Source organism: Dactylosporangium sp. NPDC006015, assembly GCF_040614215.1.
Taxonomy (GTDB): Bacteria; Actinomycetota; Actinomycetes; order Mycobacteriales; family Micromonosporaceae; genus Dactylosporangium; species Dactylosporangium maewongense.
Genome location: NZ_JBEXUD010000062.1, coordinates 32,606 through 55,396, shown reverse-complemented (window position 1 = coordinate 55,396; position 22,791 = coordinate 32,606). Strand labels below are relative to the sequence as shown.

The following is a 22,791-nucleotide window of genomic DNA, read 5'->3' as shown; positions in this document are numbered from 1 at the left end:
TCGGACACGGGGTGGCGCGGATCGAGGCCGTGTCCGGAGAACCCATGGGAGGCTATGCCGACCGATCCGACGGTGTCCAGAATGTGCTCGACCCGCTGGAGGTCCACGTCGTCACGTTCGCCGACGACGGCCACCGGTTCGCGCTGGTGGTCGCGGATCTGATCTGCGTCAATGTCGACGTCGTCGAGCGGATCCGGACCGCCGTGCGGGACATCGGCGTGCAGTCCTGCTGGGTCGCCGCCACCCACACCCACGCGAGCCCCGAGGCGGGCTGCAGCCCCGGCGGCGAGGCCACCCCACGGCACGTCGCCGACCGGCTTGAAGCCGCATCGCTCGCGGCCGCGCGGTCCGCCCTGGCGTCCGAACGCGCCGCCCGTCTCGGCTCCGCCCGCACACTGGTTCCCAAGCTGGCGAGTCGCCGTAACGTCGCCGACTCAGGCCCACTGGACATCCCCGTCGACACCATCGCGGTCACCGCGGGTACCGACGTGGTGGGGCTGGTCGTGATCTCTCCGGTCCACCCGACCATCCTTCCCGCTGACAACAACCATGTGAGCGCGGACCTGAACGGCGGCATCCGCCGGGCGCTGTCTGCACCAGGCAGGTGGGTGGTCGTCGCCACCGGCGCCGCCGGCGACATCAGTACTCGACACACCCGCCTGGGGCGGGGCCTGGATGAGGTGAATCGACTCGGCGCCTGGCTGGCCGGCCGGGTCGAACCGGTGCTGCCGCACGTCGGCGGGGACACCCCGACGCCGGTACGGCCACCGATCTCGCGAACCGTCACACTCGCCCCCAAGGAGCCTGCGGAACTCGACGTCGCCCTGCAACAGACGCCGCCGGGGGTCGAGGACGAACGCATCCGCTGGGTTCTGCAACAGGGGCGGCGGATCGCGGAGGAACAGGCCGCCCGCCGGCGCACCGAACCGTACGTCATCGAGGTGGAGGCGGTGGACCTCGACGGGGTTACGGTCGTGGCCGTTCCCGGCGAGCTGTTCTTGGAGCTGGGCGAAACGATCCGTTCGGCAGCGCCCGACCAGGTGGGGGACATCGTGGTCCTCGGCTATGCGAACGGTTACCTCGGCTACCTACCCGCCCGCGACACGCAACCCTGCTACGAAACCCATGTCAGTCCGGTTACCTCGGGCAGCGGCGAGATCGTCGTAGAGGCTGCCGTTGAAGCTGCCGTCGAAGCCGCCCGCGACCGTGAACATTCCAGGAGGACCAGTGCCTGAGCCTGCCTACGCCATCATCGCCCGGAACGCATTCGAACAGGTTCTGGCCGAGGAACTCGACGCCATCGAGGCCGCGGCCGGGTTGGTCACCGACGCCATCGCTGCCGGTGGCGTCCTACAGGCGTTCGGGACCGGCCACTCGCGGATCGTCACCCTCGAACTCGCGGGGCGCGCCGGTGGGCTCGCCGCCGTCAGCATGCTGGCGGTCAAGGATCTCGTGATGTTCGGCGGCGCCGACCCGGGGCCGATTCTCGACCCGACGTACGAGCGCGAATCCGGCCTCGCCGAGCGGATCTACCACCTCGCCGCACCGTCCGAGCACGACGCCTTCCTGATCGTCTCCAACTCCGGCCTCAACGCCGCCATCACCGAGATGGCGGCGCTGGCCCGCGAGCGCGCGCATCCGATCGTCGCGGTCACCTCACTCGCCCACACCCGCTCGGCCGGTGCACGGTCGACCCAGGGACCGCATCTTGCTGACCTGGCAGATGTGGTGATCGACAACCACGCACCGGCCGGCGACGCGGCACTGGAGATCATTCCTGGAGTACGGATCGGGGCGGTCTCGTCCCTCACCGGAGTCCTCATCGCGCAGTTGCTCACCGAACTGGTCTGCCGCAAGCTGCTGGATCGCGGCGTCGAGCTGCCGGTCCACGTGTCCGCGAATCTCGCTCAGGGCGATGCGCACAACCGCGCCCTTTACGAGCGCTACCGCGATCAGGTCCGCCCGATCGAACCCTGATCGCCCTGACGAAGGCTTCCAGGCGACGGGAGAGAAGGTGACCACCTCCCGTCGGCTCTTCGTCCTCCGGGTATGCGGCACCACAAGAGGTACCAGCATCCCCACAGACCGGCTGGTCCCTGAAAGGCTCGAGTTCATGCGGGGTGTTTGGAGTCGGTTCAGCCGGGGAGTCCGGGCAGCAACGACGACGGCAGCGGTGGCAGCGGCAGACTCGGCCCGGGCAGCGGCGGCACCTGCGGGGTCGGCAGGTCGGGGATGAGGGGACCGGGACCGGTCGTGGGGTCCCCGCCGCCCGATCCGGGGGTGTGGCCCGGCGTGGTGACGCCCGGCGACGGCGCCGGGGTCGAGGGGGTGACCGGCGTGGGTGGCGTCCTGGCGGGTGCGGCCGGGCCGGTCACCGTCGGCAGGGAGCGGCGGATCTCCTCGATCCGGTCTCGCAGCCGCTGCCGCGTCGCCGGGTCTTCGATCCGTTCCACGTCCGTCGCGGCGACGTCGAGCAGGCGGCGGGCGTCGTCGTAGTGTCCGGCCGCCGCCGCGTCGCCGGCCAGTGCGATCGTGTGCTCCACCGCCAGGGCTTGGGCCTGCTGCGGGTACAGCACCCGGGTGAGCGGCCAGAGTGGATTGTCCGGTCCCGAATGACGGGCGCCGAGCGCCGCGCCACCGAGGAGCACAGCGGCCGCCACGGCACCGGCGAGCATCCTCCGGACGCCGGTGCGGCGGCGGGCGGGCAGCGGCACCGGGATGCCGGACGGGAGGTCCGCGGGTAGGTCGGTGCCGAGGTCCGCCCTCCAGCCCGCCAGGAGGCCGGCGAACTCGTCGTCGTCCGGTGCCGGTTCGCCGCGGCCGAGGGCGTCGAGCAGCGCGTCGTCGGCCTGGATCTCGGCCAGGTCGACGGGCGGCTCGCCACTGCGCTCCGTCACCACGTCACCTCGCTCCGCTCGACGGCGCGGTTACGCGCCGGCCCGTTCACGCCGCCACCTCGCCCAACGTGTCGCCTGCCAGCGTACGCAGGCGGGCCAGCGCGCGGGACTGCGCGACCCGTACCGCGGGCGCGGACATGCCGACGATCGCGCCGACCTCGTCGGCCGGCAGCCCCACCGCCACCCGCAGGACGACGATCTCCCGCTGCGGCTCGGGCAGCTGGGCCAGCAGTCCGGACAGGCGCCGTGCCAGGTCGGTGCTGAGCGCCCGCTGCTCCGGGCCCGGTGCCGCGTCGGGCCGGTCAGCGAGCGTGTCGACCGGGGCCGTCCCGGCGTCGCGGACGGCGGCGCGCTGCGCGTCGGCGACCTTGTGCGCCGCGATCCCGTAGACGAAGGCGGTGAACGGCCGCCCCTGGTCACGGTACTTGGGCATCGCCCGCAGCAGCGCGAGGCACACCTCCTGCGCGATGTCGTCGGCGGTCGTGTACGCGCCGCCCACCCGCCCGAGCCTGGCCCGGCAGTAGCGGACGATGCCGGGCCGCAGCTCGGCGAGCAGCGCCGCCGTGGCGTCCGGATCGGCCCGCAGGGCGCGGTCCACGAGCTCTGGTTCGATCGTTGCCGTCATCGCGTTGGGTGCGCACCTTCGTTACCGGGGGGTTTCCGCACGGTAACCGGCGGCGGCCGATCCCACCAGCCGGACGGGTGGTCGCGAAAGAATTCCGGCCCGCGGTGTTACGCCGGGCGCCCGTGCCGCGATGTCACAGGCAACGGGTTCAGGCAGGAGGGCCGGATGGGCGTCGAGGTGCGTGTCGAGGCACTGGCGAAGTCCTTCGGTGCCCAGCCGGTGTGGTCCGACGTGAGCCTCACCCTGCCCGCCGGCGAGATCTCGGTTTTGCTCGGCCCGTCCGGTACCGGCAAATCGGTGTTCCTCAAGACGCTGGTCGGCCTGCTCAAGCCGGACCGGGGCGCGATCCGGATCGGTGAGCACGACCTGACCCGCCTCGGCGAGCGGGAGCTGTACGAGGTGCGGAAGCTGTTCGGCGTGCTGTTCCAGGACGGTGCGCTGTTCGGCTCGATGAACATCTACGACAACGTCGCGTTTCCGCTGCGGGAGCACACCCGAAAGCCGGAGCGGGAGATCCGGGCGATCGTCGCGGAGAAGCTGGAGATGGTCGGCCTCGTCGGCGCGGAGCGGAAGCTGCCCGGGGAGATCTCCGGCGGGATGCGCAAGCGCGCCGGCCTGGCCCGGGCGCTGGTCCTCGATCCGGAGATCGTCCTGTTCGACGAGCCGGACTCGGGTCTTGACCCGGTGCGCACCGCCTACCTGAACCAGCTGATCGTCGACCTCAACCAGCAGATCGACGCGACGTTCCTGATCGTCACGCACGACATCAACACGGCCCGTACGGTGCCCGACAACATCGGGCTCATCTACCACGGCCAACTGGCGATGTTCGGCCCGCGCGAGATGCTGCTGTCGAGCACCGAGCCGGTGGTTCGGCAGTTCCTCAACGCACAGCGGGTCGGGCCGATCGGCATGGCCGAGGAGAAGGACGCCGACGAACTCAAGGCCGAGGCCGACGCCGGTGCCGAGCTTCCGCCCCTGCCGCCGATCCCGCTGCAACTGCAGCCGTCGGACGGCCTGCCGCGCCGGGCGGAGCGACCGCCCGGCGAATGGTGCTTCGAGCACGGCGTCACCCCGCCGCCGGGATCCTTCCACGCCGAACCGGGGCGGGTCCGATGACCGCGCCGCTGCGCCAGTCCGGGCTGTTCTTCGCGTTCTGCCTCGACGCGCTGCGGGGGCTCGGCCGACGGCCGTTCCAGGTGCGCGAGTTCCTGCAGCAGGCCTGGTTCGTCAGTTCCGTGTCGATCCTGCCGGCGGCACTCGTCTCGGTGCCGTTCGGCGCGGTGATCGCGCTGCAGCTCGGCTCCCTGGTCCGCCAGCTCGGCGCGCAGTCGTTCACGGGCGCGGCGTCGGTGCTCGCGGTGGTTCGCGAGGCCGGCCCGATCGTCACCGCGCTCATCATCGCCGGCGCGGGCGGCTCGGCGATCTGCGCCGACCTCGGGGCGCGGAAGATCCGCGAGGAGCTGGACGCGATGGAGGTGCTGGGCATCGACCCGCTGCACCGCCTCGTCGCGCCCCGGATCGCGGCCACGATGCTGGTCGCGGTCCTGCTCAACGGCCTGGTCAGCGTGGTGGGCGTGTCCGGCGGCTACTTCTTCAACGTCGTCATGCAGGGCGGCACGCCGGGCGCCTACCTGGCCAGCTTCCAGGCGCTGGGGCAGCTGCCGGACCTGGTCGTCGGCGAGATCAAGGCGCTGTGCTTCGGCGCGGTCGCCGCGCTCGTCGCCTCGTACAAGGGCATGACGGCACGCGGCGGGCCGAAGGGCGTCGGGGACGCGGTCAACCACAGCGTGGTCATCACGTTCATGTTGCTGTTCGCGCTGAACTTCGTCATCACCGCCGTGTACTTCCAGATCGTGCCGCAGAAGGGGAGCTGACATGCCGGTCCTGCGACAGCTCGACAACCTCGGCGGGCAGCTGGCGTTCTACCTGCGGGCGTTCGCCTGGACGCCGCGGACGATCCGGCGGTACAAGCGGGAGGTCCTTCGCCTGCTCGCCGAGGTGAGCTTCGGCACCGGAGCGCTCGCCGTCGCCGGTGGCACGGTCGGCGTCATCTGCTTCCTCACCTTCTTCACCGGCACGGAGGTCGGGCTGCAGGGATACCAGGCCCTCGACCAGATCGGCAGCAGCGCCTTCACCGGGTTCATCTCCGCGTACTTCAACACCCGGGAGATCTCGCCGCTCGTCGCGGCGCTGGCCCTGTCGGCGACCGTCGGCTGCGGCTTCACCGCGCAGCTCGGCGCGATGCGCATCTCCGAAGAGGTGGACGCCCTCGAGGTGATGGCCGTGCCGTCGCTGCCGTTCCTGGTCACCACCCGGATGATCGCCGGTTTCATCGCGGTGATCCCGCTGTACGTGCTGGGCCTGCTCTCCAGCTACCTCGCCACCCGGACGATGGCGATCGTCTACTTCGGACAGTCGGCCGGCACGTACGACTACTACTTCCACCTGTTCCTCCCGCCGGAGGACGTGCTGTGGTCCTTCGGCAAGGTGCTGGTGTTCAGCGTCATCGTCGTGCTGGTGCACTGCTACTACGGCTACACCGCCAGTGGCGGCCCGGCCGGGGTGGGCGTGGCGGTCGGTCGTGCGGTACGCCTGGCGATCGTCTCGGTGAACGTCGTGGACTTCTTCCTGTCGCTGGCCATCTGGGGCGCGACCACCACGGTGCGGATCGCCGGATGAACGCGCGGCACAGATTCCTGGGCCTCGCCTTCGTGGCGCTGCTCGGCGCGGCGCTCAGCCTCGCCGTGCTGCAATACCGCAAGGCGTTCGACGACACGACCTGGGTGACGCTGCGGGCGAGCCGAACGGGCATGCAGCTGAGCCCCGGCGCGGAGGTCAAGCTGCACGGCGTGGTCGTCGGCGAGGTGCGCACCGTCTCCAGCGACGGCGCCGGCGCCCGGCTGCGGCTCGCGCTCGACCCGGCGCTCGTGCCGCAGATCCCCGCCGACGTCAGCGCCCGGCTGCTGCCCAAGACGCTGTTCGGGGAGCGGTACGTCGCGCTGGTGCCCCCCGCGCAGCAGGCCAGCCGCCCGATCCGCGACGGGGACGTGATCCCGCAGGACCGCAGCGCGAGCGGCGTCGAGCTGGAGCGCGTGCTCGACGACGCGTTGCCGCTGCTGCAGTCGATCCAGCCGGACAAGCTCGCGGCGACCCTGGGCGCGATCGCCACGGCCCTCGACGGCAAGGGCGACCAGCTCGGCGAGCAGCTGGTTTCCCTGGACGGCTATCTCGCCGCGCTGAACAAGGACATGCCGCTGATCGCCGAGGACGTGCGCAGGCTCGCCAACGTCCTGGACGTCTACGACGGCGCGATGCCGGACCTGCTTGCCATCCTGCGCGACGCGTCGGTGACCGCCAGGACCGTCACGGACCAGCGTACCCAGCTCGCCGCGTTCCTCGCCGACAGCACGGAGGCCGCCGACGTGACCCGGTTCTTCCTCGAACGCCACGGCGACCAGCTCATCCAGGTCGGTGACGTGAGCCGGCCGGTCCTGGAGCTGCTGGCCGCGTACGCGCCGGAGTACCCCTGCCTGATGCGTGGCCTGGTCGCGCTGCAGCCGCGGGTGGAGCAGGTGTTCGCCTCCGGGCGGATGCGCATCACGCTGGAGATCACCCGCGACAACGGCAGGTTCGTGCCGGGCAGGGACGAGCCGGTGTACGGCGCGAGGAACGGCCCCGACTGCCGGGGCCTGCCGGACCCGCACGTCCCCGCGCCGTCGACCCCGATCAACGACGGGTACGACTACGGTGCCGCCCGGCCCGGACCGTCGAAGCTGCCCGTCGGGCTGATCCCGGGCGCGGTCCCCGCGGCGCCGCTGCCCACCGCCGACGCAGGCACCGCCGAGGAGCGCAAGCTGCTGGAGCCGTTGCTGGGCGCGACGATGGGCGTGCCGCCCGCCGAGGTGCCGGACATCGCGGTGCTGCTGTGGGGCCCGCTGCTGCGCGGAGCGGTGGTGAACGCGCCATGAGCGGTCCGGAGCGCAGCGGAGGGGCCGCTCATCAGGGGCTCAGCTTGAAGTTCGGGCGGCCGGAGCGAAGCGGAGGGCGCATGAACCGGACTGTGCTCGCACCGCTGGTGAAGCTGACCGTCTTCGCGGCCGTGACCGTGCTGCTGACCGCCCTGCTCGCACAGACGCTGGGCGCGTTCTCGACGGGCGGCACCCGCTACCGGGCCCGCTTCACCGACGTCACCGGGCTCCTCGTCGGCGACGACGTGCGCATCTCCGGCGTGAAGGTGGGCGAGGTCCGCGACATCAAGGTCGCCGGCAACACCGTCGCGGAGATCGCCTTCACCGTGGCCGACGACATCCCGCTGACGACGAGCGTCCGGGCGAAGATCCGGTACCGCAACCTGGTCGGCCAGCGGTACGTGGCGCTGAGCGAGGGACCGGGCGACGGCGTGCCGTTGCGGCCGTCCCAGGTCATCCCCGAGTCGCAGACGACCCCGGCGCTGGACCTGACCGTGCTGTTCAACGGCTTCCGGCCGCTGTTCACCGCGCTGACCCCGCAGGCAGTCAACCAACTCGCCTTCGAGATCATCCAGGTCCTGCAGGGCGAGGGCGGCACGATGGCGAGCCTGCTGCGGCGGACCGCATCGCTGACCAACACGCTCGCCGACCGCGACGCGGTGATCGGCCGGGTCGTCACCAACCTCAACGCGGTACTGTCCACACTGGACGACCACAGCGGCGACCTCGACGTGACGATCAGCCAGCTGCAGCAGTTCGTGTCGGGGCTCGCGGCCGACCGGCTGGCGATCGGCGACGCCCTGGTGAACCTCGGCCAGCTGACCGGGGCGACCGCCTCGCTGCTCGGTGACGCGCGGCCGGCGATCGCCGCCGACGTGAACGCGCTCGGCACGCTGTCGGGCACGCTCAACGACAACGCCGCGGTCATCGACCGGACGCTCGGCGGGCTGCCGCAGCGGTACACCGCATTGACCCGCGTCGCGTCCTACGGCTCGTGGTTCAACTTCTTCCTCTGCGACTTCGACGGCAACGTGAGCGTGGCCGGGGGCGGCGACCTCAACCCCGCCACCTTCAGCTCCCAGGCGGCGCGGTGCCGGCAACCGGGAGGTGGCGCGTGAAACCGTTCCGGGAACGCAATCCGGTCGTGGTCGGCGCGGTCAGCCTGGCCGTCCTGGCGGCGCTGATGCTCGGCGCGTTCCAGCTCGACGCGCTCGCCGCGCTGACCGCTCAGGGTTCGTACCGCGCGGCGTTCCGCGACGCCAGCGGGCTGGCCCCCGGCAACGAGGTCCGCGTCGCCGGGGTCCGCGTCGGCAAGGTCACCGGCGTCGACCTGGCGCAGGGCAACACCGGACCGTACGTGCGTGTGCGGTTCCGGTTGGAGGACCACGACGTGCGGCTGGGCACCCGCACCGGCGCGACGATCCGGATCAAGACCGTGCTGGGCCAGAAGTACCTGGCGCTCGCGCCCGACGGGCCGGGCCGGCTCGCCGACGACGCCGAGATCCCGCTGGAGCGCACCGCCGGGCCGTTCGACGTGGTCCAGGCGGTGACCGGCCTGGCCGACACGCTCGACTCGATCGACACCACCCAGCTGGCGAACGCGTTCACCACGCTGGCGCAGACATTCGCCGACACCCCGGCGAGTGTGCAGCTGTCGCTGGACGGGCTGTCGCGGCTGTCCAAGACGGTCGGCGACCGCGACGCCGAGCTGCGCGAGCTGCTCGCCCGCGCGCACAACGTCACCGGGGTGCTCGCCGCGCGCGACGAGGAGTTCCGCGAGCTCGTCACCGACGGCAACGCGTTGCTGGCCGAGGTCAGCCGCCGCAAGGACGCCATCCACGACCTGCTGGTCGGCACCAACGCGCTCGCGACGCAGCTGTCCGGCCTGATCGCCGACAACCGGCAGCAGCTGGAGCCGGCCCTGCGGCAGCTGCGCGGCGTGGTGGCCACGTTGCAACGCAACCGCGACAACCTCGAGCAGACCATCCAGAGGATGGGGCCGTTCGTCGACGCGTTCGCGAACGTGGTCGGCAACGGCCGCTGGTTCGACTCGTACGTCAGCGGGCTGCTCCAGCCGTACCAGCCGACGACGGGAGGGCGCTGAGATGCGCAGGCGTCGTCTCATAGCGGCGGGTGTGGTGCTCGCCGTCGCCGCGGCAGCAGCCGTCGTGTTCCTGGGCGGGCGGCCGCAACGGCGTCTCGTCGCGCATTTCAGCCGCACGGTCGGCATCCACGAGGGCTCGTCGGTCCGGGTGCTCGGAGTGGACATCGGCGAGGTGGTCTCGGTGACTCCCCAGGGTCGCACCGTCCGCGTGGAGATGCGGTACGACGCCGACCGGCGGATCCCGGCCGGCGCCCAGGCGCTGATCATCCCGCCCAGCGTCGTCAGCGACCGGTACGTGCAGCTCACCCCCGCGTACAACGGTGGCGCGACCCTGGGCGACGGCGCCGACGTGCCGGTGGAGCGCACGGCCGCGCCGATGGAGATCGACGACATCTACCGCGCGCTCGACGACTTCAACCGGGCGCTCGGGCCGGGCGGCGCCAACGCCGACGGCGCGCTCAAGGACCTCGTCGCCGCCGGGCGGGCGAATCTCGAGGGCAACGGCGACAACCTGCACGCCACGCTCGACGGGCTCGGCCGCGCACTGTCCACTGTGGCCGACGGGCGGCAGGACCTCTTCGGCACGGTCGTCAACCTCCAGCTGTTCACCACCGCACTCGCTGAGAGCGACCAGCAGGTGCGGGCGTTCAACCAGCAGCTCGCCGCGGTGGCCGGGCAGCTCGCCGGCGAGCGCGACGAGCTGGCCGCCGCCCTGCGCAGCCTCGCGACGGCGCTCGGCGACGTCACCACGTTCATCCGGGAGAACCGCGACGCGCTGAAGTCCGATGTGGACGCCCTGGCCGACGTGACGGGCATCCTGGTACGGCAGCAGAAGGCGATCATCGAGATCCTCGACGTCACCCCGCTGGCCTTGTCGAACCTCAACCTGGCCTACAACGCCACGTCGGGGACGCTCGACACGCGGGACAACGCGCTCGGGCCCTACGACCCGGCGAGCTACGTGTGCTCGGTCATGGTCGACCTCGTGCCGACGGAACAGATCCCCAAGGAGTGCTTCGCGCTCGCCCAGACCCTCAACGCCCGGGGGCTGCCGCTGACCGACCAGCTGCGCAAGCTTCTCGGGCTGCCGGCCGCCGCGCCGCCCGCCGCGAACGGCGCCGCGGCGCCCGCCCAGCCGGCCGCGCCCGGACTGCCGGCACCACCTGGACTGCCCGAGCTGCCCGGTGTCACGCGGGATCTCACCGTCGGTGGCATCCTGGGAGGCACGCCGTGAAGCGCGCCGGACGGCACCTGGCCGCAATGCTCGCCGGCACGCTCCTCGTGGGTGGCTGCGGGCTGCCCGACGTCGCCGGGCTCCCGCTGCCGGGCGGGGCGCCCAGCGGCGACGGGTACCACGTGACGGCCGAGTTCGCCGACGTCCTCGACCTGGTGCCGCAGGCCGCGGTGAAGGTCGACGACGTGACCGTCGGCAGCGTGGAGAAGATCTCGCTGTCCGGCTGGACGGCCCGCGTCCGGCTGCGGATCGCCCGGGACGTGCGGCTGCCCGCGAACGCGACCGCGGCCGTGCGCCAGACCAGCCTGCTCGGCGAGAAGTACGTGGCGCTCGACCCGCCGGCGACCGAGCCGCCGCGCGGCCGGTTGACCGACGGCGCGGTCGTGCCGCTGGCCCGGACCCGGCGGGCGGCCGAGGTCGAGGAGGTACTCGCCGCGCTGGGCATGCTGCTCAACGGCGGCGGCCTGGCGCAGCTCAAGACGATCAACGAGGAACTGGCCAAGGCTCTCGACGGGCGCGAGCCGGAGGCGAAGGACGCGCTGCACCAGCTCGACACCTTCGTCGGCGGCCTGGACCAGCAGAAGGCCGACATCGTGCGCGCGGTCGACTCGCTCGACCGCCTGACCGGGCAGCTGTCCCGGCAGCGGGACGTCATCGGCACGGCGCTGGGCTCCCTCGCCCCGGGCCTGACCGTCCTCGAGGACCAGCGGGAGCAGCTCACCCTCGCGCTGACCGCCCTGGGTGAGCTGGGCCGGGTCGGCACCCAGGTGGTCGACCAGAGCCGCGACGACACGCTGGCGTCCCTGCGCGCGGTCCAGCCGATCCTCGAACAGCTGGTGAAGGCGGGCGACGCGCTGCCGAAGTCCCTGGACTTCATGCTGACGTTCCCCTTCCCGCCCAACATCACCGGCGCGATCGTCGGGGACTTCGTCAACCTCGGCGCGACCGCGGACCTCGACGCCCCGACGATCCTTTCGAACCTGCTCGTCGCGACCGCGCCGGCCGGTCCGGCGCCCGCGGCGACCGGCGGCGCACAACCGGGGAAGTCCAACCCGGGGACGGGTGGGAAGAGCCCGACGAAGCCGCCCGTCACCACGCCGCCGCTGCCCGGCGTGCTGCCGCTGCCGTGCCTGCCGGTCGGCGGGGTGCTGCCGCCCGGTTGGCAGCCCCCGTCCGGCTGCGACCTGCCGAAGGGCTGCACCCTGCTGCCGCCCGGCAGCGTCGCACCGCCCGGCAGCCTGCTCCCGCCCGGCGGCATCGTGCCGCCCGGCACCGTCTTCCCGCCCGGAACGGTGCTGCCGCCCGGCACCGCACTGTCGCCCGGCTGCCTGCTGCCACCCGCGACCGGCGCCGTCACCGGGCGGCAGGGCGGGCTGCCCGACGTTCTCGGAGGAGGGCTGCTGCCATGATCCGACGCTCCGCCAAGCTGCAGGTCCTGGCGTTTCTCGTGGTCGGGCTGGTCGGCGTCGGCTATGTCGGCGTCACGTATGTAGGGCTCGGCGACCGGCTCCTCGGCCGCGGGTACGTCGTCCACGCCGACTTCGCCGAGGCGGGCGGCCTCTTCGCCAACGCGCCGGTCACCTACCGCGGTGTGCCGGTCGGCCGGGTCGAGGCCGTCACGCTGCACGACGGCGGCGCCCGGGCACGGCTGCGGCTGGACGACGGCGTCCGGGTCGCGAGCGACACCCGGGCCGTCGTCGGACAGCGCTCCGCCGTCGGCGAGCAGTTCCTGGACCTGCGCCCGGACACCGACGCCGGCCCGTACCTCCGGGACGGCTCGGTCATCCCGCGCAGCCGCACCGGCGTCCCACTGACCCCCGAGACGCTGCTGGCCAACCTCGACGCGCTCGTGCGCTCCGTCGACCCGGCCGCCCTGTCCGTCGTCATCGACGAGCTCGGCACCGCCTTCGAGGGCAACGAGCAGGCGCTGCGCCGCATCCTCGACGCCGGCGACCTGATCCTGCGGGAGGCGTCGGCGAACCTGCCGCAGACGCTCACCCTGCTGCGCGACGGCCGCACCGTGCTCACCACCCAGGAGGAGTCCTCGGCGGCGATCCGGCAATGGGCGAGCGGACTGGCGCAGATCGCCGCGACACTGCGCTCGTCCGACCCCGACCTGCGGCGGCTCATCACCGACGCGCCACCCGCCGCCCGAGAACTCGTGACGCTGCTGGACGCGCTCGACCCCACGATCGGCACGCTGCTGGGCAACCTCGTGTCGGTCAACGGCGTCGCGGCGCGCCGCCTGCCCGGCATCGAGCAGATCCTCGTCGTGTACCCGATGACGGTCGCCGGCGGCTTCACCGTCACGCCCGGGGACGGCACCGCCCACCTCGGCCTGGTGCTCAACGTCGACGACCCACCGCCCTGTAAGTACGGGCAGGGCACCCGCTGCGGCGCCGCCGACCAGGCCCGGGGCTCGAGCGTCCGGGGCACGAACAACGCACCGCGCCCGGGCGGCAGCGACCCGCCACCGCCCGGCCCATCGGGCGGGACCGGCGGGTACGACCCGGCGTCCGGGGTGGCGTTGGGCACGGACGGCCACCCGCTGCTGTTCGGCACGACCGGCGGGCAGTACGGACTCGCCGGGGACCAGTCCTGGAAACAGCTCCTGCTCGCCGGGCTCGCCCCGTAGCGCACCTTCGGATGGAGGCAGTTGTGTCCGCACCTGAGCACCGAACGCTGAAGCTCGTGCAGGGCGGCGCGGCCGGGACCGAGCTCCCGCCGCGCAGTGTCCGGCGCCGCACGGCCACCCGCCGCACGCGGCGGCAGCGTGACCCGATCACCGCGGTCCTGCGACAGCTCGGCGAGGAGCCCGTCCTGCCCGACGACGCCCCGGCCCCACCGGACGCGACCGAGTCCACGACCGAGGCCACGACCGAGTCCACGACGGAGCAGAAGCGCGCACCGGAACCGGGTAAGCGGGTCAGGCCGCGACCGCACCGCCGCACGGTGCAGCGTCGCGAGCCGGCCCCGCGCAGCCGGCTCCGGTTCTCCCGGCCCGCGCTCAGCACCGTCGTCTTGGTGGTCGTCATGTGCGTGGCCCTCACCGGGGCGGGCGTCTTCGGCAGCCGCTGGTACGGCGACCGGATGCTCGACCGCGCCCACCAGCAGGCACTCGCCGCGGCGAAACAGACGACCGTCAACTTCGTCTCGGTCAGCGCCGCCAGCGTCGACCGCGACCTGCAGCGGATCGTCGCCGGCGCCACCGGCGACTTCCGCGACGAGTTCACCCGCGGTCAGACGCAGGTGCGGGCCGCGATCGTGGAGAACAACGTCGAGTCGCGCGGGACGGTGCTGCGCGCAGCACTGGTCTCCGGCGACCGCAGCGCGGCCGTCGTGCTGGTCGCCGTCGACGCGACCGTCCGCAACGCCAAGTCGCCGGAAGGGCGCGCCTCGCACTTCCGCATCCAGCTCGACGTCGCCCACGACCGCGGATCGGGCCGCTGGCTCGTGTCCCGGCTGCAGTTCGTCGGCTGAAGCAGGAGGTCCGTCATGCCGAGGTTTCCGAAGGGGTACCGCAAGGGCGTCGTCGCGCTCGCCCTTGCCATCGCGCTGGGTCTGGGTTTCGCCGGCGCGGGCTGGTACGAGCACCAGCAGGCGCACCAGCGGGACGTGGCGGCCCGCCAGTCGCTCACCGCCGCAACCGCCGCCGCGCAGGCGATCTTCTCGTACGACTACCGCAGCTTCGACACCAGCGTCGCGAACGCGCGGACGTTTGTGACCGGCCAATTCGCCGACGAGTACGGCCGGACGACCGCCGCACTCAAACCCAACGCGGTGTCGGAACAGGCAATCGTCCGCGCGGCCGTGTCCGCCTCCGGCGTCGTCAGCGCCGGCCCGGAACGCGTCGAGTTGTTGCTCTACCTCAACCAGTACCGTCGCAACACGAACATCACGGGTGAGAAGGTCGACCAGAACCGCGTGGTGCTCACCATGGTGCCCGTCGACGGGGCGTGGAAGGTCTCGAACGCCGTCGCCATCTGAGCGCCCAGCGCAGATCGTCGATGTTGTCCTCCACAACCACGTAGCGGTCGCCGGACGGGACAGCTGCCACGACCCGCCGCCCTAAGATCATCGATGCGCACCGCCGCGGCGCGGGCAGCGGTGCGCCGGGCATCGCGGGCGGAAGGCTCCAACCGGGAAGAGGGGCCGCAGCGTTTGTGTCCGTGTGCTATCCGTATGTGCACACGGATCGGGGGATGCGAATGCAAGCTGGCGAGCTGACGTCTGCGCTGCTGGGTGCCGCCACATGGTCGGATGCCATGGTGGAGGCCGCGGGCATACCGGTTGTCGACGTGCCGTTCGTTTCCGTCGGTGGGGGCATCGGGTCGTTCGTGACCGTCGACTACCTGCGGGTCGCGGGGGTGCCGGTGTCGGATATCCGCGTCCTGTCCAACATCGACCATCCCTGGCAGACCTACCAGTACCTGACCCGGGTGTCACAGATCCCGGAGCGGGAGCGGATCCGGTCCGACTCGTCGTCGCGGCCCGACAACATCTGGGGTTTCCCGTCGTACGCGCTGAGCGAGGCCTGGCGGGACCGCACGCTGCGGCCGCTGGTGCACGTCCTCGGTGAGCCGCTGTTCGCGGACTACTGGACCCCGCGGGCCGGGGACGTGTTTGCCGGAATGCGGCGGGAGTCGGCGCGGATCGGGTACGAGCAGATGCGCGTCACCGGAGTCGTCCGGCTGGTCCGGCGGCGCGACCAGGGCGGCTACTTCACGATCCTCACCCCGCCGGCGGGCAGCGGACCCACGAAGCGGGTCGCCTACCGGTCCCGGTTCGTGCATCTCGCCGTCGGGTATCCGGGGCTGCGGTTCCTGCCGGACCTGCAGGCGTACCGGGAGCAGCACAACGACTTCGAGCGCGTCGTCAATGCGTACGAGCCGCACGAGCACGTGTACGAATTCCTCAAGACCCGGCCGGGCACGGTCCTCGTGCGCGGCGGCGGGATCGTCGCGTCGCGGGTGCTGCAGCGGCTGATGGACGACCGGGAGCGGCACGGGCTGCAGACCACGGTCGTGCACCTGTTCCGCACGTTCGTGACCGGCGCACACGGCCCGCACCTGTGGGCGCGCCGCAAGGGCGGCGACGGCTTCGCGTACCAGGGATTCAACTATCCGAAGTCGGTGTGGGGCGGGCAGCTGAAGGCGCGGATGCGGCGTCTCGACGGGGACGAACGCGCCGCGCTGTACCGCGAGATGGGCGGCACGAACACGCCGAAACGCCGCCGCTGGCAGCAGCAGATGCGCAAGGGCCGGGTCGAGGGCTGGTACCGCGCGTCGCAGGGCACGGTCCAGAAGGTGTGGCCGGACACCGACGGCACGCTCGTCAGTCTGGTCGACGGCGACGCCGGCAGCCGGGAGATCCGCGCCGACTACATCATCGACTGCACCGGCCTGGAGGCCGACATCGCCGAGCACCGGGTCCTCGCCGACCTGCTGGAGCACGGCGGCGCCGGCCGTAACCCGCTCGGCCGCCTCGAGGTCGAGCGGCACTTCGAGGTGAAGGGCACCGCGAGCGGCGACGGCGCGCTGTACGCGTCCGGCGCGACCACGCTCGGCGGCTACTTCCCCGGCGTGGACACGTTCCTGGGCCTGCAGGTCGCCGCCCAGGAGATCGCCGACGACCTGGCCCGCCGCGGCTGGTGCCGGCGGATCGGCCCGGTCCGTTCCACGGCGCAATGGGTGCGCTGGGCGCTCGGACGACCGGTCTGAAGGGGACGGAGACAACTGATGGTGCCGATTCTGCTGGGTCGTATCCAGACCCGGATCTTCCTGCTCGCGATCGTGGGTTCGGCGGTGACCGCCCTGCTCACCCCGGTGCTGCCGGGCGACGGCGCACTCGCGGACCGCTACCGCGCGACGTTCGTCGTGCTCGCCGCCGTCGCCGTCCTCGGCATCGGCTGGGAACTGCTCTATCACCTGATCATGCAGTTCCGCTGGGAGAAGGACTGGCCGTCGTTGTTCGGCCTGTTGTCGGGTGTACCGGAGGCGATCGTGCTCTGGCTGCTGCTGGACGCGGAGCTGGTCCCCGGGATCGCGGCGGTGCCTCCGCTCGCGGCGTTCGTCGTGCATTTCACCGTGGTCTGGGTCGCCGTGTGGCTGGCCGCGAACGGGCCGATGCGGGTGCCGTTCCTGCGCTGGCGCTTCCGCGGTGGGCGGCTCACGTGAGCGCGCCGATGGTGCAACCGTTGCCGGGCAACGGTCTGGTGGCCAGGGCCGGTGACCTGTTCGTCGTGTGCGAGCCGGCCGGCTGCGAGGAACTGCTGGCACTGCTCGACCGGGTGGCGGCCGACGGCGGCGACGGCGCCGACCTGGCCCGGCACACCGCGGAGCTGCTGCCGGCCGGCGAGCTCAGCTGCGCCGTGGGCGGGGTGACCGGCGACGGCGGTGTCGCGGTGTTCGTCTGCGGGCACGGCGTGGCCGAGCTGGCCGGCCCGCACGAGGAGGTCCGGCTGTCCGGTCCCGTGTCGCAGCAGCGGCAGGTCGCCGGTCCGGTCTCGCGGCTGCGCCTGGCGCTACCCGGTGCGGGTGCCGCGCATCCGTACGCCCGCCTCGGCGCCGGAGTGGTCACCGGTGCGGGTCTCACGGCCCGGTTCGCGCGGCCGCAACCGGCTCCGCCGCCGGCCCGAGCTGAGGACAAGGGTGCGCCGTTCCAGTCGGTACTGCTGCTGCCCGGGCAACCCGTGCCGCCGCCAGACGACGTGCCGGTGGTCGACACCGTCGCCCTGATCGAGGGCGTGGACTGCAAGAACGGCCACTTCAACGATCCCGGGCTGCGGTTCTGCCAGCGGTGCGGGATCGGGATGCTGCAGGTGACGCACGTGACCCGGCTCGGGCCGCGGCCGCCGCTGGGCGTGCTGCTGCTGGACAACGGGATGACGCTGCGGGTCGACACCGACTACGTCGTCGGCCGCGAACCCGCGCAGGACCCCGACGTGCTCGCCGGGCGGGCGCGCCCGCTGCGCATCGCCGACTCGCACGGCGGAATCTCCCGCCGGCACCTGCGGGTCAAGCTCGCCGGGTGGGAGGTGCGGGTCGTCGACCTCGGCTCCGCCAACGGCACCTACCTGCAGGCACCCGGCGAGGCGGAGGCGCACCGCGTGCCACCCGGCGACTCGACGGTGCTGCGGCCCGGCTCGAAGGTCCTCTTCGGACGCCGCTGGCTGCGGTACGAGTCGCACCGCAATCCGTGAAGCCCGTGAATCCCATGACCTGGAACCTAGAGGGGAGCGCCGCGCAGATGCACGGCATAGCCGACTACGAGTTCGTCCGGCCGCTGGGCTCCGGCAACAACGGGCAGTTCTTCCTTGCCCGGCGCCCGCAGCGGCTGCCGGTCGACGTCGAGTATGTCGCCGTCAAGGTGCTGTCGGCCGAGTCCACCGACACCGCGTTCCGGCGCGCGGTACGGGAGCTGACCGCGTTCAGCACCGTGCAGTCCCCACACCTGGTCGCGCCGTTCGACGCCGGCCAGCAGGACGGCAACTTCTACTATTCGATGGAGTACTTCCCGGCCGGTTCGCTGGCCGCGCCCGCGCAGCCGGTGACGACCGCCGAGGCGCTGCGGGCCGTCGCCGACGCCGCCCGGGCGGCCGCCGCCCTGCACGCGGCCGGCATCGTGCACCGCGACCTGAAACCCGGCAACGTGCTGCTGCACCCGCAGGGCGGCAAGCTGTCCGACCTCGGGCTGGCGCAGGTCTTCGCCGAGGGCGTCACCATCACCGGGATGGGGCCGCTCGACTCGGTCGAGTACATCGACCCGGCCGTCCTCATGGGCGGTCGCAGCGTGCCGGCCACCGACGTGTGGTCGCTCGGCGTCATGCTGCACCGGGTCGTGGCCGGCACCGGTGTGCACGGCGACCTGCCCGCCGGCGACGGCCTGCTCGCGCTGCGGCGGGTCCTGTCGGTGCCGCCGCAGCTCAGCGACCGGCTCCCCGGGCCCGTCGCCGCCCTCGTCCGCGACTGCCTCGCCCCGGCGGGGGAGCGCCCGTCCGCGGCCACGGTCGCCACCCGGATCGACGGGCTGGCATGACCGCGCACGCCGTCGGGCAGCTGCTGCTCGGGCTCGCCGCCATCATTCTGCTGGCCCGTCTCCTGGGGGCGATCGCCCGCAAGCTCGGGCAACCGGCCGTCATCGGCGAGATCCTCGCCGGGGTGCTGATCGGGCCGTCCCTGTTCGGCACCACCGTCAGCGACCTGCTGTTCCCGATGGACATCCGCGGCGCCCTGGCCGGGCTCGCCAACGTCGGCCTGGTGCTGTTCATGTTCATCGTCGGCTATGAGGTCGACCTCGCCGCGGTCCGCGGCCGCCGGCGGGCCGCCGTGTCGGTGTCCATCGGCTCGGTCGTGCTGCCGCTCGGCATGGGCATCCTGCTGGCGCTATGGCTGGCCGGCCACCACGGCGTCACGGACGTGGCGCCCTTCGCCCTGTTCATCGGCGCGGCGATGTCGGTGACCGCGTTCCCGGTGCTGGCCCGCATCCTCACCGACCGGGACATGCTGCGCACCGAGGTCGGCGGGCTCGCCCTCGCCAGCGGCGCGGTCGACGACATCATTGCCTGGACACTGCTGGCCGGCGTCGTCGCGTTCGGCGCCGGCGGCGGTGACGTGCCGTGGCAGATCCTGCTCGCCGTGCCGTATGCGCTGGTGATGTTCCTCGTCGTCCGGCCGTTGCTGCGCCGGCTGCTGACCGCCCGCGACCGGGCCGGCCGGCTCACCCCGGACATCCTCGGCATCATGCTCGCCGGCCTGCTGCTGTCGTGCTGGGCCACCGAGGCGATCGGCGTGCACGCCATCTTCGGCGCGTTCGTGTTCGGTGCGGTCATGCCCCGCGCCGGTGGCGAGCAGCTGCGGCACGAGACCCTCGAACGGCTCGAACAGGTCAGCGTCCTGCTCCTGCTGCCGGTCTTCTTCGTCATCGCCGGGCTGCGCGTCGATCTGTCCACTGTGGGCGCGACCGGCCTGACCGACCTCGCGCTGATCCTGGCCGTGGCGATCACCGGGAAGTTCGCCGGCGCGTACCTCGGCGCCCGGCTGAACCGGATCGCGCCCCGCCGGGCCGGGGCGCTGGCCACGTTGATGAACACCCGCGGCCTCACCGAGATCGTCATCCTCACGGTCGGGCTGCAGCTGGGCATTCTCGACGAGTCGCTGTTCTCGCTGATGGTCGTGATGGCTCTGGTCACGACCGCGATGGCCGGTCCGCTGCTCGCGGTCATCTACCCGAAGACGGCCGTGGAACGCGACGCCGCGGAGCTGCAGCGGGCCGCGCTCGGCGGCGCCGGCGCCTACCGCGTGCTCGCGCTCGTGCCCGCGGGCGCGGCGGCGGCACCGCTGGTCTCGCTCGCCACCGACATCGCCGCCCGCCGTGACCCGGCCGAGGTCGTCCTGAGCCGGGTCCTGCCATACGCGCAGGCCCGGGTCGAGGTCGGCACCGGCCTGTCCGGTGATCTGCTCGCGATGACGTCGTCCATGGCCGAGCTCGCCGATCTGGCTGCACCGGTGCGGCAGCGGGGACCGGCGGCGCCCGTGCTCGCCCGGTTCAGTGCCGACCCGGCCGCGGAGATCCTCACCCAGGTCGGTACCGCCGAGCCCGACGTCCTGGTCGTCGATGCCGGCCAGGACGGTTACCAGGCGCTGCTTGACGCCGCCGGACCGACCCTGGTCACCGTGGTGACGGAGCCGCCGCAGCCGTGGAGCGCGGTGCTCGTGCGGGCCGGTGGCGGTTCCGGTGGTTCCGGCGTTTCCGACGGCGAGGCGGCTCTGCGCGTCGGTGCCGAACTCGCCGCCGCGCACGGCGTCGAGCTGATCGCGGACACCGGCGGCAAGCCGTCCCGCCGCATCGCGGCCGTCATCGAGGAGCTCGGCGCCCGCACCGCGCCGATGCCGGACCCGGCATCGGCGCTGGTCATCACCGCCGGTGATACGGGGACGGCGCATCTGCGGGTACAGGGTCGCCGGGAGCCCTCCGCAAAGCGCAGAATCACGTCGACCACAACGCCGACACCCGCGGGAGCACCACAGCGATGACGGGCAACCAGGCACCACCACCGGGATCGCCGCTCCGTCCGGGCGATCCCCGGCAACTGGGCAGGTACGCGGTGATCGGCCGCCTCGGCGAGGGCGGCATGGGCACCGTGTACCTCGCCCAGGCACCCGACGGCCTCCTGGTCGCGATCAAGGTGGTCCGCACCGACCTCGCCGACGACGAGGAGTTCCGCCGCAGGTTCCGCAGCGAGGTCGACCGCGCCCGGCAGGTGCCGCCGTTCTGCACCGCCGAGGTCCTCGACGCCGACCCCGACCACGAGATGCCGTACTTCGTCGTCGAGTACGTCGACGGGCCGAGCCTCGCCACCGTCGTACGGGACAAGGGCCCGCTGTCCCAGTCGAACCTGCACGGACTCGCGATCGGGGTCGCGACCGCGCTCACCGCGATCCACGGCGCGGGCGTCATCCACCGCGACCTCAAGCCCAACAACGTGCTGCTCGCCGCCGGCAGCCCGAAGGTCATCGACTTCGGTATCGCGCACTCGGTCCAGGGCACCAGCGGGCACACCCGCACCGACCAGATCGTCGGCACCATCTCCTACATGGCGCCGGAGCGGTTCGGGTCGGCGGGGGCCGGCAGCGCGCCCGTCACCCCGGCGGCGGACATCTTCTCGTGGGGCGCCGTCATCGCGTACGCGGGCACGGGCCGGACCCCGTTCGGCTCGGACGCCGCACCGGTGGTCGCCGCGCGCATCCTCACCTCGCCGCCCGACCTCACCGGGCTGTCCGGGATGCTGCGCGGGCTGGTCGAGCAGGCCCTGGCCAAGGACCCGGCCGATCGGCCGACGGCCCGCGAGCTGCTGGAGCAGCTGCTCGGCCCGGGACCGGCACGCTCACCCGACCTGGCAGCGGCGCTGGCCCGCCAGCCGGACCTGCTCGTCGCCGCCGAGGAGGCCCAGGCAACCGGCCGGACCGCCGCCGTCGTCCTCGGCGCGAACGAAACCACGCGGATCGCGCCGCCGCCCGGTTCGCAGAAGGCCGACGTTGCGATTTCGGCGTCGCCGGTACCGGCAACATCGGCGCCTACGACATCGGCGCCTACGACATCGGCGCCTACGACATCGGCACCTGCGACATCGGCGCTTTTGACGTCGGCGCCGCCGAACCGGGGCCGCCGGTGGGGCCGGGCCGCGCTCGTCGTGGTCGCGGTCGCCGCGCTGGTCACGTCGCTCACCATCGTCGGCATCGCGTCCGGGGCGATCGACCTGCCCAGCAGTTCCGCCGGCCGGTCGCCGGCACCGAGCACGGTGGCCCAGACCGCGTCTCCCACCGCCGACCCCCTCGGCCCGGTGGTCATCGCCGACCCGCTCAGCGTCGAGAAACTGTGGCACCCCAAGGACGACAAGCCCAACAACGCCTCCTGCACCTTCGCGGGCGCGCTCATCGTCACCCGGAGCACCGGCGGCTCCTACCGCTGCCTCGGCCCCCAGGACGTCATCGCCGACTTCACCGCCACCGTCGACGTGAAGCTCCGCGACGAGGGCAGCTGCGCCGCGGTCTGGTTCCGCTTCGACGGCTCCGGCTACGCGCTGCGCATCTGCGCCGACGCGTACTCGCTGGTGGCCCACGGCGCCACGGGCGCGGCCGCGATCAAGGAGCTCGGCCGGTTTCCGCTCACCACCCCGATCGCCTACGGCTGGGCGACCACGGTCGGCATCGCCGCCGCCGGGACGAACCTCACCTTCACCCGGGACGGCCGGCCCGTCGGCAGCCTGACCGACAACATGTTCAAGCAGGGCCGCGTCGTCCTCGGCATCTTCCAGGAGTCAAAGCCCGAAACCCCGCCGCCGTACTCCGTGCTGTTCTCCAACATCGAGATCCGCAAGCCGGCCGGCTGACCCTGCACGACGTGGCCTTCGGGTCCCGGCCGGTGTGCATGCCAGGTTGTGATCCTCATGGGACGGACCG

At 72.5% G+C, this 22,791-nt stretch carries 21 protein-coding genes; 19 read left to right on the top strand and 2 right to left on the bottom strand.

The features are described from left to right. Nucleotides 1–11 precede the first annotated feature (11 nt). Nucleotides 12–1,235 (top strand): hypothetical protein, encoded by a 1,224-nt coding sequence (locus ABZ321_RS52550; RefSeq protein ID WP_354903938.1) that lies wholly within the window; start codon nt 12–14, stop codon nt 1,233–1,235. Next, nucleotides 1,228–1,977 carry an SIS domain-containing protein gene (locus tag ABZ321_RS52545; RefSeq protein ID WP_344508917.1) on the top strand — a complete coding sequence of 250 codons (750 nt, stop codon included), beginning with the start codon at nt 1,228–1,230 and terminating at the stop codon, nt 1,975–1,977. The genes ABZ321_RS52550 and ABZ321_RS52545 overlap by 8 nt, the downstream gene beginning before the upstream one ends. 158 nt (nt 1,978–2,135) lie before the next feature. Here ABZ321_RS52545 and ABZ321_RS52540 read toward each other — a convergent pair whose 3' ends face one another. Both ABZ321_RS52540 and shbA read right to left on the bottom strand, forming a co-directional pair. Then, nucleotides 2,136–2,897, bottom strand: a complete 762-nt coding sequence (locus ABZ321_RS52540) for an anti-sigma-D factor RsdA (RefSeq protein WP_354903936.1) — start codon at nt 2,895–2,897, stop codon at nt 2,136–2,138. A 46-nt stretch (nt 2,898–2,943) separates the two neighbouring features. Further along, the gene (gene shbA / locus ABZ321_RS52535; RefSeq protein WP_344508913.1) at nt 2,944–3,522 is read right to left on the bottom strand and encodes an RNA polymerase sigma factor ShbA; all 579 of its coding nucleotides are present in this window, start codon (nt 3,520–3,522) and stop codon (nt 2,944–2,946) included. Between the two features lie 165 nt (nt 3,523–3,687). Here shbA and ABZ321_RS52530 point away from each other — a divergent pair, with 165 nt between their 5' ends. From ABZ321_RS52530 to ABZ321_RS52450, 17 genes are all read left to right on the top strand, one after another. Beyond that, a complete protein-coding gene (locus tag ABZ321_RS52530; RefSeq protein WP_354903935.1) occupies nt 3,688–4,641 on the top strand; it encodes an ABC transporter ATP-binding protein in 954 nt (317 codons plus the stop codon). Then, on the top strand, nt 4,638–5,399 hold the full coding sequence (locus ABZ321_RS52525) for an ABC transporter permease (protein WP_344508909.1): 762 nt from the start codon (nt 4,638–4,640) through the stop codon (nt 5,397–5,399). The genes ABZ321_RS52530 and ABZ321_RS52525 overlap by 4 nt, the downstream gene beginning before the upstream one ends. A 1-nt stretch (nt 5,400) precedes the next feature. Then, nucleotides 5,401–6,204: an ABC transporter permease gene (locus ABZ321_RS52520; protein ID WP_354903933.1), complete on the top strand. Its 804-nt coding sequence runs from the start codon at nt 5,401–5,403 to the stop codon at nt 6,202–6,204. Further along, nucleotides 6,201–7,493: an MCE family protein gene (locus ABZ321_RS52515; RefSeq protein ID WP_354903932.1), complete on the top strand. Its 1,293-nt coding sequence runs from the start codon at nt 6,201–6,203 to the stop codon at nt 7,491–7,493. Before ABZ321_RS52520 ends, ABZ321_RS52515 begins: the two co-directional genes overlap by 4 nt. A gap of 80 nt (nt 7,494–7,573) precedes the next feature. Further along, nucleotides 7,574–8,611 (top strand): MCE family protein, encoded by a 1,038-nt coding sequence (locus tag ABZ321_RS52510; protein ID WP_354903931.1) that lies wholly within the window; start codon nt 7,574–7,576, stop codon nt 8,609–8,611. After that, on the top strand, nt 8,608–9,597 hold the full coding sequence (locus ABZ321_RS52505; protein ID WP_354903929.1) for an MCE family protein: 990 nt from the start codon (nt 8,608–8,610) through the stop codon (nt 9,595–9,597). Before ABZ321_RS52510 ends, ABZ321_RS52505 begins: the two co-directional genes overlap by 4 nt. A gap of 1 nt (nt 9,598) precedes the next feature. After that, the gene (locus ABZ321_RS52500) at nt 9,599–10,831 is read left to right on the top strand and encodes an MCE family protein (RefSeq protein WP_354903928.1); all 1,233 of its coding nucleotides are present in this window, start codon (nt 9,599–9,601) and stop codon (nt 10,829–10,831) included. Next, a complete protein-coding gene (locus ABZ321_RS52495) occupies nt 10,828–12,240 on the top strand; it encodes an MCE family protein (RefSeq protein WP_354903926.1) in 1,413 nt (470 codons plus the stop codon). The genes ABZ321_RS52500 and ABZ321_RS52495 overlap by 4 nt, the downstream gene beginning before the upstream one ends. Beyond that, nucleotides 12,237–13,466, top strand: a complete 1,230-nt coding sequence (locus ABZ321_RS52490; protein WP_354903925.1) for an MCE family protein — start codon at nt 12,237–12,239, stop codon at nt 13,464–13,466. The genes ABZ321_RS52495 and ABZ321_RS52490 overlap by 4 nt, the downstream gene beginning before the upstream one ends. A 23-nt stretch (nt 13,467–13,489) precedes the next feature. Continuing rightward, the gene (locus ABZ321_RS52485) at nt 13,490–14,311 is read left to right on the top strand and encodes a hypothetical protein (protein WP_354903924.1); all 822 of its coding nucleotides are present in this window, start codon (nt 13,490–13,492) and stop codon (nt 14,309–14,311) included. A gap of 15 nt (nt 14,312–14,326) precedes the next feature. Next, nucleotides 14,327–14,818, top strand: coding sequence for a hypothetical protein (locus tag ABZ321_RS52480; protein WP_354903923.1), 492 nt, complete (start codon nt 14,327–14,329; stop codon nt 14,816–14,818). Nucleotides 14,819–15,033: 215 nt separating this feature from the next. Further along, nucleotides 15,034–16,551: a hypothetical protein gene (locus ABZ321_RS52475; RefSeq protein ID WP_354903921.1), complete on the top strand. Its 1,518-nt coding sequence runs from the start codon at nt 15,034–15,036 to the stop codon at nt 16,549–16,551. An 18-nt stretch (nt 16,552–16,569) separates the two neighbouring features. Next, complete coding sequence (locus ABZ321_RS52470; protein ID WP_354903920.1) at nt 16,570–17,007, top strand: hypothetical protein; 438 nt, start codon at nt 16,570–16,572, stop codon at nt 17,005–17,007. Nucleotides 17,008–17,015: 8 nt separating this feature from the next. Next, nucleotides 17,016–18,032 carry an FHA domain-containing protein gene (locus tag ABZ321_RS52465; protein ID WP_354903918.1) on the top strand — a complete coding sequence of 339 codons (1,017 nt, stop codon included), beginning with the start codon at nt 17,016–17,018 and terminating at the stop codon, nt 18,030–18,032. A 14-nt stretch (nt 18,033–18,046) separates the two neighbouring features. After that, nucleotides 18,047–18,868 carry a protein kinase gene (locus ABZ321_RS52460; protein ID WP_354903917.1) on the top strand — a complete coding sequence of 274 codons (822 nt, stop codon included), beginning with the start codon at nt 18,047–18,049 and terminating at the stop codon, nt 18,866–18,868. Next, complete coding sequence (locus ABZ321_RS52455; protein WP_354903916.1) at nt 18,865–20,865, top strand: cation:proton antiporter; 2,001 nt, start codon at nt 18,865–18,867, stop codon at nt 20,863–20,865. Before ABZ321_RS52460 ends, ABZ321_RS52455 begins: the two co-directional genes overlap by 4 nt. Before the next feature lie 71 nt (nt 20,866–20,936). After that, nucleotides 20,937–22,721, top strand: a complete 1,785-nt coding sequence (locus ABZ321_RS52450) for a protein kinase (RefSeq protein ID WP_354903914.1) — start codon at nt 20,937–20,939, stop codon at nt 22,719–22,721. The last annotated feature ends 70 nt before the right edge of the window (nt 22,722–22,791 follow it).

Excerpts from the sequence above, each read along its gene's own strand:
- ABZ321_RS52460 (WP_354903917.1), top strand. The coding sequence starts at position 18,047 with ATGACCTGGAACCTAGAGGGGAGCGCCGCGCAGATGCACGGCATAGCC.
- ABZ321_RS52455 (WP_354903916.1), top strand. The coding sequence starts at position 18,865 with ATGACCGCGCACGCCGTCGGGCAGCTGCTGCTCGGGCTCGCCGCCATC.
- ABZ321_RS52490 (WP_354903925.1), top strand. The coding sequence starts at position 12,237 with ATGATCCGACGCTCCGCCAAGCTGCAGGTCCTGGCGTTTCTCGTGGTC.
- ABZ321_RS52520 (WP_354903933.1), top strand. The coding sequence starts at position 5,401 with ATGCCGGTCCTGCGACAGCTCGACAACCTCGGCGGGCAGCTGGCGTTC.
- ABZ321_RS52525 (WP_344508909.1), top strand. The coding sequence starts at position 4,638 with ATGACCGCGCCGCTGCGCCAGTCCGGGCTGTTCTTCGCGTTCTGCCTC.
- ABZ321_RS52465 (WP_354903918.1), top strand. The coding sequence starts at position 17,016 with ATGGTGCAACCGTTGCCGGGCAACGGTCTGGTGGCCAGGGCCGGTGAC.
- ABZ321_RS52530 (WP_354903935.1), top strand. The coding sequence starts at position 3,688 with ATGGGCGTCGAGGTGCGTGTCGAGGCACTGGCGAAGTCCTTCGGTGCC.
- ABZ321_RS52480 (WP_354903923.1), top strand. The coding sequence starts at position 14,327 with ATGCCGAGGTTTCCGAAGGGGTACCGCAAGGGCGTCGTCGCGCTCGCC.
- ABZ321_RS52510 (WP_354903931.1), top strand. The coding sequence starts at position 7,574 with ATGAACCGGACTGTGCTCGCACCGCTGGTGAAGCTGACCGTCTTCGCG.
- ABZ321_RS52500 (WP_354903928.1), top strand. The coding sequence starts at position 9,599 with ATGCGCAGGCGTCGTCTCATAGCGGCGGGTGTGGTGCTCGCCGTCGCC.
- shbA (WP_344508913.1), bottom strand. The coding sequence starts at position 3,522 with ATGACGGCAACGATCGAACCAGAGCTCGTGGACCGCGCCCTGCGGGCC.
- ABZ321_RS52475 (WP_354903921.1), top strand. The coding sequence starts at position 15,034 with ATGCGAATGCAAGCTGGCGAGCTGACGTCTGCGCTGCTGGGTGCCGCC.
- ABZ321_RS52470 (WP_354903920.1), top strand. The coding sequence starts at position 16,570 with ATGGTGCCGATTCTGCTGGGTCGTATCCAGACCCGGATCTTCCTGCTC.
- ABZ321_RS52515 (WP_354903932.1), top strand. The coding sequence starts at position 6,201 with ATGAACGCGCGGCACAGATTCCTGGGCCTCGCCTTCGTGGCGCTGCTC.